This window comes from Micromonospora sp. NPDC006431 (genome assembly GCF_042870725.1).
Taxonomy (GTDB): Bacteria; Actinomycetota; Actinomycetes; order Mycobacteriales; family Micromonosporaceae; genus Micromonospora.
Map to the genome: position 1 here is coordinate 1 of NZ_JBIAHQ010000044.1, position 16,603 is coordinate 16,603.

Annotated in this window: 16 protein-coding genes and 1 pseudogene; 5 read left to right on the forward strand and 12 right to left on the reverse strand. The window is 68.4% G+C overall.

Going from position 1 to position 16,603, the window contains the following annotated elements:
* The 3 genes from ACFYM6_RS34590 to ACFYM6_RS34600 all read right to left on the reverse strand — a co-directional run.
* A partial coding sequence (locus ACFYM6_RS34590; protein ID WP_387281684.1) for a transposase occupies positions 1 to 250 on the reverse strand: 250 nt, incomplete at its 3' end.
* Between the two features lie 149 nt (positions 251 to 399).
* The gene (locus ACFYM6_RS34595; protein WP_387281685.1) at positions 400 to 597 is read right to left on the reverse strand and encodes a DUF5957 family protein; all 198 of its coding nucleotides are present in this window, start codon (positions 595 to 597) and stop codon (positions 400 to 402) included.
* The gene (locus ACFYM6_RS34600; protein WP_387281686.1) at positions 594 to 2,765 is read right to left on the reverse strand and encodes an MMPL family transporter; all 2,172 of its coding nucleotides are present in this window, start codon (positions 2,763 to 2,765) and stop codon (positions 594 to 596) included. The genes ACFYM6_RS34595 and ACFYM6_RS34600 overlap by 4 nt, the downstream gene beginning before the upstream one ends.
* A 163-nt stretch (positions 2,766 to 2,928) precedes the next feature.
* Here ACFYM6_RS34600 and ACFYM6_RS34605 point away from each other — a divergent pair, with 163 nt between their 5' ends.
* Both ACFYM6_RS34605 and ACFYM6_RS34610 read left to right on the forward strand, forming a co-directional pair.
* Entirely contained in the window at positions 2,929 to 4,167 is a 1,239-nt protein-coding gene (locus ACFYM6_RS34605; protein WP_387281687.1) for a sensor histidine kinase, read from the forward strand.
* Positions 4,164 to 4,844 (forward strand): response regulator, encoded by a 681-nt coding sequence (locus ACFYM6_RS34610; protein WP_387281688.1) that lies wholly within the window; start codon positions 4,164 to 4,166, stop codon positions 4,842 to 4,844. Before ACFYM6_RS34605 ends, ACFYM6_RS34610 begins: the two co-directional genes overlap by 4 nt.
* A 271-nt stretch (positions 4,845 to 5,115) precedes the next feature.
* Here ACFYM6_RS34610 and ACFYM6_RS34615 read toward each other — a convergent pair whose 3' ends face one another.
* Positions 5,116 to 5,598, reverse strand: a complete 483-nt coding sequence (locus ACFYM6_RS34615; RefSeq protein WP_387281689.1) for a zinc ribbon domain-containing protein — start codon at positions 5,596 to 5,598, stop codon at positions 5,116 to 5,118.
* Between the two features lie 254 nt (positions 5,599 to 5,852).
* On the opposite strand from ACFYM6_RS34615, the gene ACFYM6_RS34620 reads away from it, so the two are divergent.
* Entirely contained in the window at positions 5,853 to 6,626 is a 774-nt protein-coding gene (locus ACFYM6_RS34620) for a maleylpyruvate isomerase family mycothiol-dependent enzyme (RefSeq protein ID WP_387281690.1), read from the forward strand.
* 141 nt (positions 6,627 to 6,767) lie between these two features.
* Here the strand turns inward: ACFYM6_RS34620 and ACFYM6_RS34625 are convergent, their stop codons facing one another.
* The 4 genes and pseudogenes from ACFYM6_RS34625 to ACFYM6_RS34640 form a co-directional block, all read right to left on the reverse strand.
* Positions 6,768 to 7,298 (reverse strand): GNAT family N-acetyltransferase, encoded by a 531-nt coding sequence (locus ACFYM6_RS34625; RefSeq protein ID WP_357444105.1) that lies wholly within the window; start codon positions 7,296 to 7,298, stop codon positions 6,768 to 6,770.
* A gap of 429 nt (positions 7,299 to 7,727) precedes the next feature.
* On the reverse strand, positions 7,728 to 8,519 hold the full coding sequence (locus ACFYM6_RS34630; RefSeq protein WP_387281691.1) for a class I SAM-dependent methyltransferase: 792 nt from the start codon (positions 8,517 to 8,519) through the stop codon (positions 7,728 to 7,730).
* A gap of 92 nt (positions 8,520 to 8,611) precedes the next feature.
* Positions 8,612 to 8,947: a transposase gene (locus ACFYM6_RS34635; protein ID WP_387281692.1), complete on the reverse strand. Its 336-nt coding sequence runs from the start codon at positions 8,945 to 8,947 to the stop codon at positions 8,612 to 8,614.
* A gap of 164 nt (positions 8,948 to 9,111) precedes the next feature.
* A pseudogene (locus ACFYM6_RS34640) lies at positions 9,112 to 9,777 on the reverse strand (transposase); the annotation flags it as partial.
* A 50-nt stretch (positions 9,778 to 9,827) separates the two neighbouring features.
* Here ACFYM6_RS34640 and ACFYM6_RS34645 point away from each other — a divergent pair.
* Complete coding sequence (locus tag ACFYM6_RS34645; protein WP_387281693.1) at positions 9,828 to 10,466, forward strand: maleylpyruvate isomerase family mycothiol-dependent enzyme; 639 nt, start codon at positions 9,828 to 9,830, stop codon at positions 10,464 to 10,466.
* A 65-nt stretch (positions 10,467 to 10,531) separates the two neighbouring features.
* On the opposite strand, the gene ACFYM6_RS34650 is transcribed toward ACFYM6_RS34645, so the two are convergent.
* The gene (locus tag ACFYM6_RS34650) at positions 10,532 to 10,993 is read right to left on the reverse strand and encodes a helix-turn-helix domain-containing protein (protein ID WP_387281694.1); all 462 of its coding nucleotides are present in this window, start codon (positions 10,991 to 10,993) and stop codon (positions 10,532 to 10,534) included.
* On the reverse strand, positions 10,933 to 11,073 hold the full coding sequence (locus ACFYM6_RS34655; protein WP_387281706.1) for a hypothetical protein: 141 nt from the start codon (positions 11,071 to 11,073) through the stop codon (positions 10,933 to 10,935). The genes ACFYM6_RS34650 and ACFYM6_RS34655 overlap by 61 nt, the downstream gene beginning before the upstream one ends.
* Before the next feature lie 286 nt (positions 11,074 to 11,359).
* Between ACFYM6_RS34655 and ACFYM6_RS34660 the strand changes: the two genes are divergently transcribed.
* On the forward strand, positions 11,360 to 12,019 hold the full coding sequence (locus tag ACFYM6_RS34660; RefSeq protein ID WP_387281695.1) for a hypothetical protein: 660 nt from the start codon (positions 11,360 to 11,362) through the stop codon (positions 12,017 to 12,019).
* A gap of 203 nt (positions 12,020 to 12,222) precedes the next feature.
* Here the strand turns inward: ACFYM6_RS34660 and ACFYM6_RS34665 are convergent, their stop codons facing one another.
* Both ACFYM6_RS34665 and ACFYM6_RS34670 read right to left on the reverse strand, forming a co-directional pair.
* The gene (locus ACFYM6_RS34665; RefSeq protein ID WP_387281696.1) at positions 12,223 to 13,518 is read right to left on the reverse strand and encodes an asparaginase; all 1,296 of its coding nucleotides are present in this window, start codon (positions 13,516 to 13,518) and stop codon (positions 12,223 to 12,225) included.
* Positions 13,519 to 13,772: 254 nt separating this feature from the next.
* The gene (locus ACFYM6_RS34670; protein WP_387281697.1) at positions 13,773 to 16,388 is read right to left on the reverse strand and encodes a M14 family zinc carboxypeptidase; all 2,616 of its coding nucleotides are present in this window, start codon (positions 16,386 to 16,388) and stop codon (positions 13,773 to 13,775) included.
* Positions 16,389 to 16,603: the final 215 nt, after the last annotated feature.

A 16,603-nucleotide genomic window follows, 5' to 3' on the forward strand; every position in this document is an offset into this window, starting at 1 on the left:
ACACGCCGAGGTTGATCCATTCGTCGCGGCGGTTGCGGATCGTGGTGGCCGAGCAGGTCGAGTCGGCGATGGCCTCATACGAGCACCCGAACCGCGGCACCTGCAGGAGCTTGTCGAACACGATCCGGTCGGCGACGCGTCGGCGGTGGCAGCCCAGGGGGTGGCTCGGATCCGTGGCGGGTCGTGCGGGTAGCAGCGCGGCGAACTGGTCCCACAGGGGGTCGCTCAGCCAAGATGGGACAGCGGGCACAGGCGTTCCAGTGATCACTAGGCGTAGGAACCTTCATGATCACTGATGTCTGTGCCCGTCTCCTACCCGCCCGATCCCCACTGACCTATTTGCGCGGCCTCTTAACACTTCCTGGTGCCGCCATGGCGGCACCAGGAATCCACGATCCGTCACCGGCCGCGACCTCGCACAGCGGCCACGAGCGCGGCGATGGCGGCGAACGCGACGGCCAGGTACAGGGGGAGGAACTTCACCCCCACCGGTTCCTTGGCCACCAGCATGCCCGCAAGCGCGATGAACTCGGAGAGCAGGACGCCGAAGATCAACCCGGCGGCGGCGCCGAGCAGCACCCAGACCAGGATCTTCATCGCGGACCACCCACCGGCGCCGGCACCGGTTCTGAGGCCTTCTCCAGCGCGACCTGGGGCAGCAGGCGGGCCAGCGGGGCCGGCAACCACCAGGCCCGCGTGCCGAACAGATGCATCACCGCGGGCAGGATGAGGCAACGGATGATCAGCGCGTCCACCAGGACCGCGACGGCCAGCCCGAGTCCGAACTGCTTGAGCATCCGGCCGGGGTCGAGCAGGAACGACCCGAAGACGACGACCATGATCGCCGCCGCGGCGGTGACGATCCGGCCGGTGGTCGCCATGCCCTCGCGGATCGCGGCCGGGGCGTCGCGGTGCCGCTCCCAGTGTTCGTGCATCCGGGCCAGCAGGAAGACCTCGTAGTCCATCGAGAGGCCGAAGGCGATCGCGAAGATCATGATCGGGACGAACGCCTCGATCGGTCCGGGCTGCACCCCGAGGATCCCGCCGAGCCAACCGTGCTGGAACACCAGGGTCACCGCGCCGAGGGAGGCGCCAACGCTGAGCAGGTTCAGCACCGCGGCCTTGACCGGGATCAGCAATGAGCGGAACACCAGCAGCAACAGCAACGCCGAAAGGCCGACGACGACCAGCACGAACAGTGGCAGCCGGTCGGTGACCGCCGCGGCGAAATCCACTGTGGCGGCGGTCGGCCCGCCCACCAGGATGTCTGCCCCGGTATCCCGCTCGACGGGGGGCAGCACGTCCGTCCGCAGCCGATCCACCAGTTCCTGGGTGCGCGCGTCCTGCGGTTTCGTCTCGGGCGCGACGATCAGCAGGGACAACCCGTCGCCAGCGGGCACCGGCGGCGGCACCTCGGCGACCCCCTCGGCCTCCGTCACCGCACGACGTGTGGCCTCGGCGGCGGCCCGGTCACCCTCGACCACCAGGATCAGTGGGCCGTTGAAGCCGGGACCGAAGCCGTCGGCCAGCAGGTCGTACGCCTGCCGGCTGGTCCTGGCCTCGGTGTTGTTGCCGGCGTCGGCGATGCCCAACCGCAGGCCCAGCAACGGTGCGCTCAACGCCAGCAGCGCTACGGTGGCGACCAGCGTTGCCGCCCATGGGTGCCGCTGGATGCCGGCGGTCCACCGGGCCCAGCCGTGACCGTCGGGCCGTGCCTTGACCGCCCGCTTCCGGATGGACCGCTCGATCCGGCCTCCGAGCAGCCCGAGCAGAGCCGGCAGCAGGGTCAGCGCCGCGAGCATGGTGGCAAGCACGGTGAGCCCTACGGCGACCGCCACGCCCTGCAACGAGCCGAGGCCGAGTACCACCAGACCGAGCAGGGCGACGATCACGGTCAGGCCGGCGAACAGCACGGTACGTCCGGCGGTGTCGACCGCCCGCCGAGTCGCCTCGGGCCGATCGAATCCGGCGAGGATCTCGGTCCGGAACCGGGAGAACAGCAGCAGCGCGTAGTCGATGCCGACACCCAGCCCGACCAGGATCATCAGCGGCGTGGTGAACTCGGCGACCGTGGCCACGTGCGAGGCGAGCATGGCCAGCCCAATCGCCGTGCCGACCGCGAAGATCGCGATGACCAGCGGCAGGCTGGCCGCCAGCACCGAGCCGAACAGGAACACCAGGATGACGAGCGCGGCCAGCATGCCGATGCCCTCGGCCGGGCCGCCCCCGGCCTCCTCGACGCCCTGGACCGTCTCGCCGCCGAGCTCGACCCGGAGCCCGTCACCGTCGGCCCGCCGCGCGGTGTCGACCAGCGTCCGGGTGTCCTCGGCGGGCATCTCCGTCGCCTGCACGTCCAGCGTCACCGTTGCGTACCCGATGGTGCCATCAGCCGACAGCGCTCCCGGATTGCGGTACGGGTCGTCCACCGCCGCGACGTGGCGCAGGTCCTGGACCTCGGCGAGCATTGCGGTCACCCGTTGCTGAACCGCCGGCGTCCGTAGCCCGTCCTCGGCGGCGAGCACGATCTGCACGGTGCTGCCGGCGGCCGCCGGCGCCTCGGCCCGGAGGGTGTCCAGCGCCCGCTGCGACTCGGTGCCGGGTAGCGAGAAGTCGTTGCGGTAGTCGCTGCCTGCCGCCTGCGCCGCGGCGCTTACCCCCACCACCGCGACGACCCAGACCAGCAGGGCCAGCCAGCGGTGCCGGTACGACCAGCCGGCGTGCCGGGCGAACCGGCTGCCCGGGGGTGTTCGTGGATTGTCGTGCATCCCGATCTCCTCGTACGCGTGACAGAGCGGGACCGACGCTACGAACGGAGACCACCTTGCGGAAACCTTCCGCCGGGCGAACCCGACATCCCCCCGGGGAGGTAGCCGGGATGCTTCCGGCGGGTGACTCGGGGGCCCGCGCCCGCGGGCTACCCTCGGACCCGTGACCCGTCGTGCCGGCCTGATCGACGCGGGCGCGGCCCTGCTGGCGTTCGCCGCGACGATCGTGTTGCTCGCGTTGCACGGGTTCGGCACGCCGTCGCCCGAGGCGGTGCCGCTGGACGGGCGGGGTGTGCTGCTGGCCATGGGAGCCGCGTTCCCGCTGGTGCTGCGCCGGCGCCTGCCGTTCGCCTGCTACCTCGCGGTCGCGGCGTCCTCGGCGGCGCTGCTGGCGCTGCGGTTCCCGCTGGACTTTCCGATTGGCTGCGCGGTGGCGGTGTACACGCTCGCCGCCGCCTACGGCGGTGACCCTTCGCCGATGCGTCGGTGGGGCGCCCGGGCCTCGGCCGCGGCATTCGTGCCGGTGGCAGCCAGCCCGAACGTGGCCGGCCAGGGCTGGAGCGACGGACTGGTCTCGGGCACGCTGTTCTGGGCCGTCGCCTTTGCGGGCACCTGGTTGCTCGGCGATCTGAGCCGGATCCGTCGGGAACGACTGGTCGAACTGGAGGAGCGGGCGGCCCGGACGGCCCGGGACGCCGAGCGCGAGCGCCGGCTCGCCGTCGCCGAGGAACGCACCCGGATCGCCCGGGAGTTGCACGACTCGGCGGGCCACGCGATCAACGTGATCCTCGTCCAGGCCGGCGCGGCCCGGCTGCTGCACGAGCGCGATCCGGACCGGTCGAAGCGGGCGATCGCCACCATAGAGGAGGTGGCCCGGGCCACCATGGGCGATATCGACCGGCTGGTCCACGTGCTGCGCGAGGAAGGGGCGGACGCTCCGCTGGAACCGGCCACCCCGGGCACCCTGGAGGAGTTGCTGGACCGGCACCGGGCGGTTGGGCTGCGTCTGGAGACCGAGCTGATGGGCACCGCGCGGGACGTGCCGACCGGGGTTGCCTGGGCGGCATACCGGATCCTGCAGGAGGCGCTGACCAACGCCGCGCGGCACGGCACGGGCAGCGCGACGGTGCGGGTGCGCCAGCCACCGGGCCGGGTCGAGATCGAGGTGACGAATCCGGTCACGGGGCGGCGCGGCGACCGCGAAGCGGCGGCCACCGCCGGCCGAGTCCCGGCGTCGGTCAGGTCCGGCTCTCCTGCCGGTACCGCGGTCGGGGCCCGTGCCGGACACGGCATCGTCGGTATGCGGGAGCGGGCCGCCGTGCTGGGCGGCACGCTGGAAACCGGCATCGAGGGCGAGGTGTTCCGGTTGCGGGCCGTGTTGCCGTACGGAGGCCGGGGATGAAGCCGCGGCGGGTGTTGTTGGTCGACGACGACGACCTGATGCGCGCCGGGTTGCGCGCGGTGCTGTCGGTGGACGAGTCGATCGAGGTGGTGGGTGAAGCGGGCGACGGCCGCCGGGCGGTCGCGCTGTGCCGGACGCTGCACCCGGACGTGGTGCTCATGGACATCCGCATGCCGGTGCTGGACGGGGTGGCCGCCACCGCGGAGATCGTGTCGGCGGAACCGGCGCCTCGGGTGCTCATCCTCACGACCTTCTCCGACGACGACTACGTGTTTGGCGCGTTGCGCGCCGGGGCGTCGGGCTTCGTGCTCAAGCGCATCCAGCCGGAGCAGCTGATCGCGGCCATCCACACTGTCGCCGAGGGTGACTCGCTGCTGTCGCCGTCGGTGACCCGGATGGTGGTCGATCGGGTGGCCCGGGAGGGCGGGCCGCTGGATCCGGCCGCCGGGCGGCGGTTGCTCGTGCTGACCCCGCGGGAGCGGGACGTGCTGGAGTTGATCGGCCGGGGCCTGTCCAACGCCGAGATCGCTGGCACCCTTGTGGTGGAGGAGTCGACGGTGAAGACGCATGTCAAGCGCATCCTGGCCAAGCTCTGGCTGCGGGACCGGGTGCAGGCAGTGGTGCTCGCGTACGAGACGGGTCTGGTCCGGCCGGGGGAGCGGGCCCCCGGCCGCTGACGCCCGCCGACCGCCGCACTGTCGGCGATCCGTCAGGCACTCGGGCCGTCGTTGTCGTGGTCCTCGTCATCCGGGTCGGTGGGAGCCGTGGTCGTCCTCGCCTGTCACTGTCGATCAACGTGGCCTAGTGCGGTGTCCACAGACGTTCACCGGGTTTCCGGTGCACTGTTGTGGATCCTCGCCGTTAAGGCGAGCGACTTCCCACCCATCTGGTGGGGCGGGCCTGCGCGGGCCAACTGATCCTCTCGCCGTCTGTGGTGGGCGGCGGGGGTCACGCCGGGACTGGCCGGCACCGGGTAGGTGTCGGCCAGTCCCGGCGGTGCGTGACCACCTTCGGCAGCACGACGACTGCCGGGGTGGTGGGTCCGCCGCCCGGGGTGCGGGTGGCGATGATGGCGGCCGCGATCAGGTCACGGTGCCCGGTGAACTGGCAGTGCGGGCAGGACAGGGTCCGGCCGCGGGGTTTCGGTACCCGCCGCAGACAGGCGGGGCAGGTGGAGGAAGTGCCCCGTTCGTTCACGGGGTCGACGGTGATGCCGGCCTGGACAGCTTTGTCGGTGAGGACCTGCATCAGACGGCCGATCTGCCACTGCCGCAGCCGCAGGTTGTGCCGCCGCCCCGCATCCAAATCGAGGACCCCGCGCGGGTTACCCACCCTGAGCACACCGACCCGCTGCTCCACCGCCCACGACACCACCTCACGGGCGGCTTCGTGCTGGGCCTGCCGGACCCGGCGCCGATGCCGACCCTCCACCAACCGCGCACGCCGCCGGTACTTACGCCACCGCCGTGACCCTCGCTGCCCCGGCTTCGGCGCCGGCTGCGAAACAGAGCGGCGGCGGGTTTTCGTGTCGGCGAGGTGCATGCGGCGCTCGGCGCGGATGGCCGTTGGCGAGCAGTGCGCGGAGTTTCAGGACGGCTTCGGCGCCGGCGCTCCGCCCGGCCGTCGACGCGTTCATCCGACAAATTCGCTACCCGGCGGCCGGAGCGCCGTGATACACAACCGACGTGCAAAACATCTTGGAGTTCCCCGAGGTCCTGCGGCTGATCGAAGACCGCTCGGCCGCGTTCCGCGCCGCGATCGCGTCCGCCCCCGACCTTGACGTCCAGGTCCCGACCTGCCCGGACTGGACGCTGCGCGAACTGGCGCAGCACCTCGGCGACGGCCGCCGCCGCCAGGCCGCCATCGTCGCGGCGGGCCCGGGCGCTGAGCCCCCGGCGAGGACGGACCCGAAGGGCGCCCCGACCGCGCCCCGCGACCGCGAAGCCCTGGACGCCTGGCTCGCCGAGTCGACCGAGCTCATGCTCGACGCGATGCGCGAGGCCGGCCCGGACCGCGGCTGCTGGACCTGGTGGGGCCGCTCGCAGGCCCCGGAGACCAGCGGAGCCCTGGCCCGGCACCAGATCCAGGAGATCGCCGTCCACACCTACGACGCCCAGCTCACCCAGGGGGCCGCACAGCCGCTGCCGGCGGACGTCGCGGTCGAGGGCGTCGACGAGTTCCTGACGACCGTCTCGGCGACGACCGTCCCCTGGCCGTTCAAGCCGGCGACCATCGACCTGCACACGACCGAGGGCCGCTCCTGGCGCCTGACCCTCAACGCCGACGGCGTCCGCTGCGACGACCTCGCCGCCGACGCGGCGCCGGGCGACATGGCGATGCGAGGCGCAGCGAGCGAACTGGTCCTCTACTTCTACGAGCGCGTCCCGCTCGACGGCCTGGAGACCACCGGTGACACCGAGCCGATGGAGCAGCTCGCAGACTGGGACCCGAACGCGTAAAGCGCGCACTTGTGACGCATCTGTCGGTTGTGTGCGCGCTCCTGCGGGCGCCACTGGGCCCGGGTTGCGGACATCGCGCACGATCTGCAAGCTCGGCCCCTCAGGGCCGAGAAGCTGACTGGGAGACTCGTCTTGCCGAGATCAGTGCGTCTGCTTCTTCCCGCTCGGCGCATCGAATGGCGCGGTTGCGGGCTCATCGAGGCGCAGGATTGTTTCCTCGATCTCAGTGTTTCGCCCGTTGGCGAAGGATGTCTCCGTGCCTGTGATCGCGAATCCTGCTCTCTGTAGCACCTTCAGCGATCCCACGTTGTCACTCGCGACGCGGGCGAACAAGGGCCGGACGTGAACCGATTCCAGGAGGAGGGCCAGTGCTCGGGAGGCGATGCGCTGTCCCCAGAACGATCTGTCGATCCAGTAGGTAACTTCGGTGTCGCCGTCGATTACGAAGCTGGCGATACTGCCGACGAGCCGTCCATCGAGCGTGATAACGCGGTTTGTGACGTCAGGTGATGTCCTGACTTTCGCCATGTGGGCATCGAAAGCGGTGCGATCATCGGGATCCTTGGCGGTAAAAGCCGCCATCCGGACCGACTCGGGATCCCGCATCTGTTCGAACAGCGCGTCGAGGTCGGAGTCGTTGACCGGTCGCAGCGCCACCTCAGGCTCAGCCACAAGCGCCCCCAAACTGATCCAGCATCCATCAGTGGGGAAACATACCAACGGCATCCGACAGTCTGTGGAGATCCAACGTCCGCATCTGCCGTCGATGACGCGCTCAGCCGACGTGGGTGGACGGCTGGGCGCTGCGGATCAGCAGTAGAGGTGTGCCAGCACCGCGGACGGCTCCGTGCATTGCTCCATGACGGCGTCGGACTTGCCGTCCAGTCCGACGAGATCGAGTGCACTCATCTGCCGCGATCCGAGCGTTACGGATCGTGACCGCTTGCGCCCGGAGGAACGTGGGTCAGCGAAGTTAGTGGGGTCGGCTGGCACAGCGCTCCACTTGGCCAGTCGGAGATTGGCCATATCGAATAAACCAGTAGCCAATCTTCGAATGGCATTTCGTTGTTCACGGCCGTCTCGGCCGGCGCTGCGGCCGGGTCAGCCTGGCTTGACCGCCAGCGTCGCAAAATAGTTCGACATGTATTGGGCGGATGCGTTGGATTGGTGCGGTGCTTCTGCGAAGCCGGTGAGGACGAACCCCGCGGCGAGTTGCCCGCCGATCTGGTCGGTGAGTGTGTGACTATATTCAAGAGGGGCATCCGCGCCGAACTTCGTGGCGCGTTCCTCGGCGGAGTACTGCGTGACATCGCTGTAGGGCAGCTTGTGCACGACGACCAGCTCGCCGCGCTCGTCGAGGGCCTCGTGGTCGAACAAGTACACATCAGGGTTGAGGAAGCCCACGAGCAGAGCTCCGCCCGGTCGCAGGACGCGGAAGCACTCGCGCCACACCGGTGCCAAGTCGGGTACAAATAAGTTCGAGACCGGGTGGAACACAACGTCGAATGCTGCGTCGCCGAAGGCGCTGAGGTCGCGCATGTCACCCAGGACGGTGCGCAGCTCGAGTCCGTCGCGCGCCGCCACCATCTGGTCCTGGCCGAGCTGGCGGGGCGAGTTGTCGAACACGGTGACCCGCGCCCCTGCGGCGGCGAGGATCGGACCCTGCTGGCCACCGCCGGAGGCCAGGCACAACACGTCCTTGCCGGTCAGGTCCGTCGGCAGCCAGGAGCGGTCGACTGGCTCACGCCCGATGAGAACAATCGACCAGTCGCCCGTGCGGGCGCGCTCGACATCCTCAGCACTCACCGGCCTCGACCACTCGTTGCCCTCTTGGACATACTTGTCCCAGGCTGCCCGATTATGGGCACCGGGGTCGACGACAATGTCCTGCACGTTTAACTCCCTGCTACAGCCAAGCGGACACCAGCGGTACTGACAGTTCGGTGCCGGTAGCCAACACGATCACAGGTGCGGGCTCAACGAAATTAGCGGGCGTCGAGGTGCCCACGGGCTCGCCGGGTGGTCGCGCAGCGGGTGCGTAAGCGCTGGTTGACGGGGTTGCGGAAGCCGTAGGCGACGCGGGCGACGGTCTTGATGACCCGGTTGGTGCCTTCGGAGCCGGCATTGGTGATCCCGGTGTGCAGGAACGCCAGGATCTCTGGCCACCACGTCTCGACGGTTGTGGCCAGGCGCTGCAGTTCGGGAAGGCCGGCGTCGGCGCAGCATCGGTAGAACCGGTACAGCAGATCGCGGACCTGTTCCCGGTCCGGGCGGGTCCGGGCGGTGGCACGCAGGTCCAAGAGGTCTTCCTTGCGTTCCACGCCGGGGTGATCGGTTCGCCGATCGCCTTGGGCAGGTTGGACAGCTCGTCGAGGAGAGCGTCGACGTGCTCGCCGCGCATCCGGGCGGCGGAACGGGTGAGCCGGTTGCGCAGGTCCCACTCACGGTTGCCCTTGCGGCCGCGCCGGCCGCGGTGCGTCACGGTGACCCGGCGGCGGACCTCGGTGAGGGTCTGGTTCGCCAGCTGTACCAGGTGGAAGTGGTCCACGACCAGGGCCGCCTGCGGCAGGACCCGGCGGATCGCCGACTTGAAGATCGTGCACATGTCGATCGCGACGTACCGGACCGCGTCGCGCCAGGCTTGGTCGCGATGACCGCCTGGGCGGTGCGGCCTTCGACCTGCCCGAGCAGGCCCTGCTCGCCGGACAGGTCGACGAAGCCGAGGTGCCAACGGTCCACGGCGGTCTGCCAGACCCCGGTGACCTCGTCGGGGATCCATCTCGGCCGGCCTCGGCGGATCTCGTCGATACCGAGCACCCTGCACCGGCTCGGGCTGGGCCGGCAGCACCGCCCGGGCGTGACTGGTGAACGCTGTCGGCGTACGGGCCAACGTGCCCAACCGGGTACGCCCGAACGTGCACAGGTCCATAACGACGCTCAACGATTGGTTCCGGAGGTCCGCCACCCTGCCGTCAATCGGGCCATCAACTTCAACGACGCTCGCTGTCCGAGCCGAACCAAGATCGTGATAACGGAGGGTGACTGTTTGACGCCCGAGTTGCCGCGCGCGTCGCGGTATGAGCGTGCACTGATCCAAGATCGCCGCGCGGCGAGACAAGCTGTCGGCCCCCAATGGGAGGCTGGTCATCATTGCAGGCACAGAACACGCAACGCACCGCGGAGGTTCGTGGAGGTGGCCAAGTGAGCAGCCAAGAGTCGAATACGGCAGACGTGATGACCCTTGCCATGCAAGAGCGTGGCGACTTCGCCGATTTCCTCGGCACGCTGACCCCACAGCAGTGGGAGGCGCCGAGCCTGTGTGATGACTGGACCGTCCGGGAGGTGATCGCTCACGTGATCAGCTACGAGGAACTGGGCTGGGCGGGCACGATCAAGCGTTTCGCCCGTGGCGGGTTCATTTTCAGCAAGGCCAACGAGATCGGCATACGTGAGTACTCCCGTAGCCCGCAGGAACTGATCGATTTGCTACGTGCCCACCAGCAGCCCAGAGGGCTGACCGCCGCGCGCGGCGGGATGATCGCGCTCGTGGACGGGATGATCCACCAACAGGACATTCGCCGCCCACTCGACATGCCCCGCGAGATACCCCACGACCGTCTGCGAACCGCGTTGCGGCTAGCGCTGACCGCGCCGCCTATCGGCGCACCCAAACGAGCCCGCGGCCTCACCCTCGTCGCCACCGACCTGGACTGGTCACGCGGCTCCGGCCCCGAAGTACGCGGGCCAGGCGAAGCCCTTCTCATGGCCATCGCCGGACGCGGCCACCCCATCAACGAACTGTCAGGCCCTGGCCAGCCCCTACTCGCCGAGCGAATCTGACAACCACACATCGACTAGAAGCGGATAGGCCCTACGGTCGATGCCGGCTCAGCGGTAACGGAACGTCACGATGGCCGCCCGCCCGTACCTGTGGGTCTCGCTGAATCCGCTGGCCGGCTTGCGGCCGGTTGAAGGCTCGGACGTGCCTCCGCCATCTGCACGACGCTGTGCACGTTCAGCTGTACCTGGCTGTGCACGTTGACCCCTACGCCGGCAAACGCCGCCGCGACGACCGGCCAGGACAGCGCATGGTCCCGAGCCGCCTGGACGACCGTGCGGCCCTGATCGGCCACCGCCGCCCCGGCCGCAGCCCGTAACCGTGTGGTTAGCCGCTTGCGCGGCGGTACTGCCGGGACCGACTCGGTAAACGAGCGACGCCGGCACGTCGGCTCGTCGCAGCGCCAGCGGCGCTTGGCCCACACCAGCCGCGGTCGGCGGCCACCCACCGGCAGGTCACGCGGCCGGGTCACCCGCCGGCCTTCAACCGCCGCGCCTGGGTGCCACAGTCCGGGCAGTGGCGTACCCACTCGTCACCGGTGACCAGGTGCACCACCGGTCCGTCGGGGTCGTCGGCGACCCCGACCACGGCCAAGCCGTCAAGGCCCAACAACCGCGTCGTATCGTTTACCACGCCCGTAGCACTTCTGTTGTGATCATCTTGCTTCGACAACAACATGATCTACGAGAGCTGCGGGCATCTATCAGTCAAGGTCCACAGCGGAACCCCGCCCGGCGCTCAAACCCCCACCAATTTCGAAGAGCCAGGAACGTCCGGACATGCCGATGAGCGCGCACTCGATCTTTTCGTCTCTTCGCGGCATCGTGGCCCTGGAACATTGCGCGCTGCCGGGGTCAGGAGCGGCGCGGGTGACACGGCAAGCGACCATGAGAGGGTGACCGACGCCGTGTCGTCTTCCTTGGCTGCTGTGATCGACCTCATCGATGGATACATGCATCGAGTGCTGAAGGGCAGAGAAGATCCGGTGGGGCTCGTCGAGGAGCTGAAGTGTGCGCTGATCGAGCTGCTCCTCAGGGACGACGTGGGGAATGTCGGCGGGCTGTACAGCATCTACGCGGACTTGTCGGACATCGTCGACGGCTACCCGTTCGACTACGGCGATGGCACCGAGATGATCGCCCAACGGGAGATTCGCGACGCTGCCTGGGACTGGTTGGGCATTCCGCGCAATGCCGACGGGATTAAGACCTACGTCGACCACTGGGCTGCGAGAATCGCAGCCTTACCGACGACCGACGGAGGACGGCCATTCCGCGGCAACTCTTGTCGGCTGGAAGTGGCAACTGCGACCCGGTCCAGTCTCGCCGCGCGGCCGGAATCGCATCCGCATCTGCCGCGAGTCGCGCGGTTGTCGCCCTGCGATCATGTCAAGCGTCGTTCGAGGCCACGAGTCATGGCAGCTGATGTAACTGACGAGGTGCCGGTGCAGTTGCGCTGGTGCGCGTTTTGCCTTGGTGACGAGGGAAAGTTCATTCCGGCTGTCTCGCTGGTCAATGGCACCTCCGCATGCAGGCCATGCGTGGTGGAGGTCTGAGGCAACCTCAACTCGATGCGTGACCGCGCCGCAACGTCGGGATCTTCGGAACTCCAGCTCAAGGCCATGGCACGGGTATTGGCATACTTCACGCCGTACCGCGCCTGATCAAGGCCCGCGTCGGTCGCTGAACCGTGTCGCCCCCGGCTGCCGATCGTGGCGGGACAGGGGGGCCGGCACCGCGCTGTGCCGGCCCCCGACCGTCAGTTCTGCGGATTGCCGAGGGGAGCGGTGTTCCACTCCGGGTTGCCGAGCGATTCGACCAGCTGGCGGACCTTCACCGCGTCCCCGGGGGCGGTCGCCAGGCTCAGCATCAACAGCAGCCGGGCCTTCTGCGGCAGCAGGTCGTCGCCGTCGAAGATCGGGGCGGTGCTGCTGCCGCCACTGATCGAGCCGGAGCCGACCCGGCTGGTGCTGACGAAGAAGACGCCCTTGGCGATCGCCCCGGACCGGGCGGCGGACTGGGCAGAGGAGATGCCACCGGCTCCCGTACCCGCGGTCACGATGCCCTTGACCCCTGCGTCGGCGAACGCGGTGATCGCCTCACCGCCGGCCTGCTGGTAGTTGTAGACCACCTCGACCCGGGGCAGCGACTCCACCTTGACGTCGCTCAGCTTGAACGGGGTCAGCCAGCGGTTCTTCTGATCGCAGTCGGCGACCCGGGACGGCGCCCGGCCGACCTTGATCTCCGAGCCGTCGATCCAGCCGAGTACGCCCAGCTCACGGGTCTGGAAGGTGTCCATCCGGGTGGTGCTGGACTTGGTCACGTCCCGCGCCGTGTGGAACTCGTCGTTGAGCATCAGCACGGTGCCGTAGCAGTACGTGGACTGGCTGGCGGCCAGGACGATCGAGTTGTAGAGGTTCGCGGGGCCGTCCGCGCCGATCACCTGCGGCCCGTCAACCGTGCCGGCCGCCCACGGGCGCATCGCCCCCGTCATCACCACCGGCTTACGGCTCTGCACGGTCAGGTCCAGCCAGTACGCGAACTCCTCCATGGTGTCCGTCCCGCTGGTGACCACCACCGCTTCGGAGGTTTGCAGCGCCTGCTCCACGGCGAGGGTGAGGGCGTGGAGCTCGGCGATGGTGTAGCCGCCGGAACCCTTGTTGCCGAACTGCACGGTGGACACCTCGGCGACCTCGCCGATCTCGGGTTGGAGTTGGGCGACCATCCGGTCGATCGGAATCTGGCCGGCTCGGTAGTTGGTGAAGCTGCTCCGGGAGGTGGCGACGCCGGCGATCGTGCCGCCGGTGCCGATCACGGTCACCTTGGGCTTCTTCGTCTTGGCCCCGGCGACCGCTGTCTGGTAAGCGACGCTCTGGATTTCTGTGGCGGCGATGACACCGCCGGTGGCGGCGCCGGACGGCGGGCCGTCCGGCTCGTCGACGCCGGTCGATGTGATGGCGAGTACGGCCGCTGCCGCCAGCGCGGCGGTGACGACCGGGGCGGTCAGGGTAGCAATCCGTCGGGCTGGCAGAAGCCGGCGTTGGTCGAGGGACAACGCAACCTCCGTAAAGGTCGGGGGCAGGGGGAAGTGCCTCGGATCTTGCGGGCCGCTGCTTTCGTCGGCGTTACACCGGCATTTCTCGATACTGTCGAATGCAGTGGTGAATGCCACTCTGAACTGCGTACACGCCGTCGGAGATTGGCCCGAGTCGCCAAGAATTCGGGCAGCAGTGACATTCGGCGGCGAGGGGGCCGTGTCCGCCGGGACGCGACCCCCTCGGTGTCCGGAGCCTTGGTTCGACGCCGCAGCTAACCGCGGAGCGCCCCCGGCAGTGCCGCCGCGTCCACTGCGGTGGACGGGCCGTGGTAGATCGCGTTGAACAGCAGCTTGCTCGGGTCACGAGACCACGTACGGAACGTCGGCTCGCTACCGAAGGTCACGATCAGACCCTCGCCCACCTGGTGTTTGACGATGTTGGCCTTGCCGTTGAGGTGCTCCCCGCCGATGAGCCAGCCGCTCTGCAACTGCTCACCGGACTTCGGGAACGAGGAGACCACGTCGCCGCCGGTGACGTTGTACGCCTGATCGCCCTCGCCGAACCACACCGGCGTGTCCGGGCGCATACCCCAGGCCACCGGGTCTGAGGTGTCGAACCGCTGGCTGAGGATGCTGCCGGGCGAGAAGAACTGGTGCTCGTCGGAGGGAAGCGCCGGGGTGATCGGCAGCGAGGCAAGCTGGCGCGCGGTCGCCACCGAGTCACCGATCGCCAGCAGCGTCCCGCCGTCCTCGACGAACTTGCGCAGCTCGGCCCAGCCAGCCTCGCCAACCCCGTACGCCCAGGACCACTCGGCCGGGTAGCGGTCCCGGTTCAGGCCCGAGACGATGTCAGTCCGGCTGATCCCCGCCGGCAGCACGATCGTGTCGAACTTCGCGTTGAGGTCGCTGGCGAAGTCGGCGGCGACGACCTCGTTGAACCCGATGCCATACTGCTCGAAGAGCCACTTCATCCAGCCGCCCGGGATGTTGTTGATGCCCCGGAAGAGGCCGACCCGGGTGTTGTCCTTGAGCTGCTCCGCCGCCACCTGCGGCGCCTGCCCGACGCTGAAGACAGGGATGCCGGTCTTCCGGGAGACATCCTGCAGGGCGGTCTGCGCCGCCTTGCTCGGCTCGACGATCAGTGTGCCCGGGGCGTAGGTACGTCCGCCGGCCGAGAACTCAGCGCTGGCACGGAAGGTTCCCGCACCGGCCTTTTGCAGCGCGGCGATCATCATCGCCGTGCCGTAGGACTCCGGGCTGACCAGGTAGGCGCCGTTGCCTCCCGGGTCGCCGGGGAACGCCGGGTTGGCCGGCTGCACCTTCTTGACCTGGGTGGTCGAGGCCGTGAAGGGCTTTGCGACGGTGTCGACGTGGACGCCCAGGAGCATCGGCAGGGTCTGCGCCGTCACGTCGTACGGGCTCTGCGGCGGGCCGCCCGGGTACTCCCGCAGGTCCGGGTACCGCTGCACCTCCAGCAAGGTCTTGGCGAACCGGCCGTAGGGCTGTGCGTAACGGATGACCCAGGAACCGGCCTCGTACCGCTTGCCGTTGGCCGTGAAGACGGAGGTGGCCTGCTCGATCTCGACATCGCCGGTCTGCAGGGTGTTCAGCAGCTCGTACGTGGCGAATGGATCCCGCTGACCGGCCGGAACCACGTAGGCGAACGGCTTGTCGGCGCTCGGGTCCACCGCGTTGCGCTGGGTGCGGTAGAAGTTGTAGAGCCACTCAGTCTTGTACTTGGCGACGTTGCTCAGCGCGCCGAAGACCGCCGTGTCGAGGTAGTCCACGATTTGCGCCAGCGTCCAGGTGGACTGGTCGTACGGCTCGATGAAGTTGGTGTCCGGCTCTTGCGGACCGATCGGGCCACCGTTGCTGCTCTTGTAGGTGTAGGCGAGGTCCTGTGCGCTCGCCGCCTCGACGAGGATGCGCGGCGCGCCGTGGTAGGTCATGTACTGGCGCGACGGCGTCCAGTAGTCGTAGGTCGAGCCCCACTGCACGCCCTTCTTGCCCTCGGCGGTCAGGCTCCGCGAAATCTCCATGCCGAGGGAGTTGGTCTGCTGGACGGTGATGGGGTCGATGTTCGGGTCGTTCGGCGACAGGTACGGCGGGATGAAGATCCGGCCCCGGCTGTTGCCCATCTGGTGCAGGTTCTGGACGACCTGCGGCTTCCATTCGTTCTGCAGGGCGACGCTGATCTGCGTCTCGGGCTGCGTGATCATGAACCAGTCGCGGTTGTCGTCGTGCCCGGTGTATTTCTGGTAGAGGTCGGGATAGGTGCGAGCGTAGTTCGTTCCCGCGGTTTTGTTGAAGTAGTCGCCCACCCATTTTGTACCGTCCGGGCTCTGCGCCGGGATGATGAGAAGTACCACGTTGTCGAGAATTTCCGAAACCGTGGTCGACTTCTCGTCGGCGAGCCGGTGGAGAATGTTCGGAATGACCTGTGCGGTGCCCACCTCGGTTGAGTGGATCGCGGCTTCCAGCAGGACGACGGACTTGCTCTGCGCGGCGAGTTTCTTGGCTTCCGTCTCGGTCAGGCCGCGCGGATCGGCCAGTCGCTGGTTGCTCGCCTTGATCCGGTCGAGGTTCTTGAGGTTGTCCGGTGAGCTGACCGTGAGGAGCGGGAAGGGCTGCCCTGTCGCCGTCTTGCCGATCTCCTGGTAAAGCACCTTCTGGGACTTGTCCGCGACGAGCTTGTAGTACTTGACCAGGTCGTCCCAGCGGGCCAGCCTGCCTTCGGTGCCGAGTGGGAAGCCGAAGAACTGCTCGGGTGTGGTGATGCGCGGGGCCGCGAGGGCGGTCGAATTCAGAACGAGACTGCTGCTTAAGGGCAGGGCCAATGCAAGGAGAGCTGCTGCGGGTAGCAGACCTCTCCTCTTCCAGGTACGCATGGACATTCTCCTTGTGCTTGTCGCCGTGCTGAACGAGTGTCGAATCCCGGACAAGGGTGATTCTCTCGGAGTTCCGACGAGTGTCGAATTCCGGGCAGGGTCAATCACTGCGAGAACCGATTATTTTTCACCCCCTTTCATGTATAGAAATATCAGAATGTGTAAGGCAGGGTCAACCTTTTGAGCATTACTTGAGGTTCGCCGTTCGGGCCGCC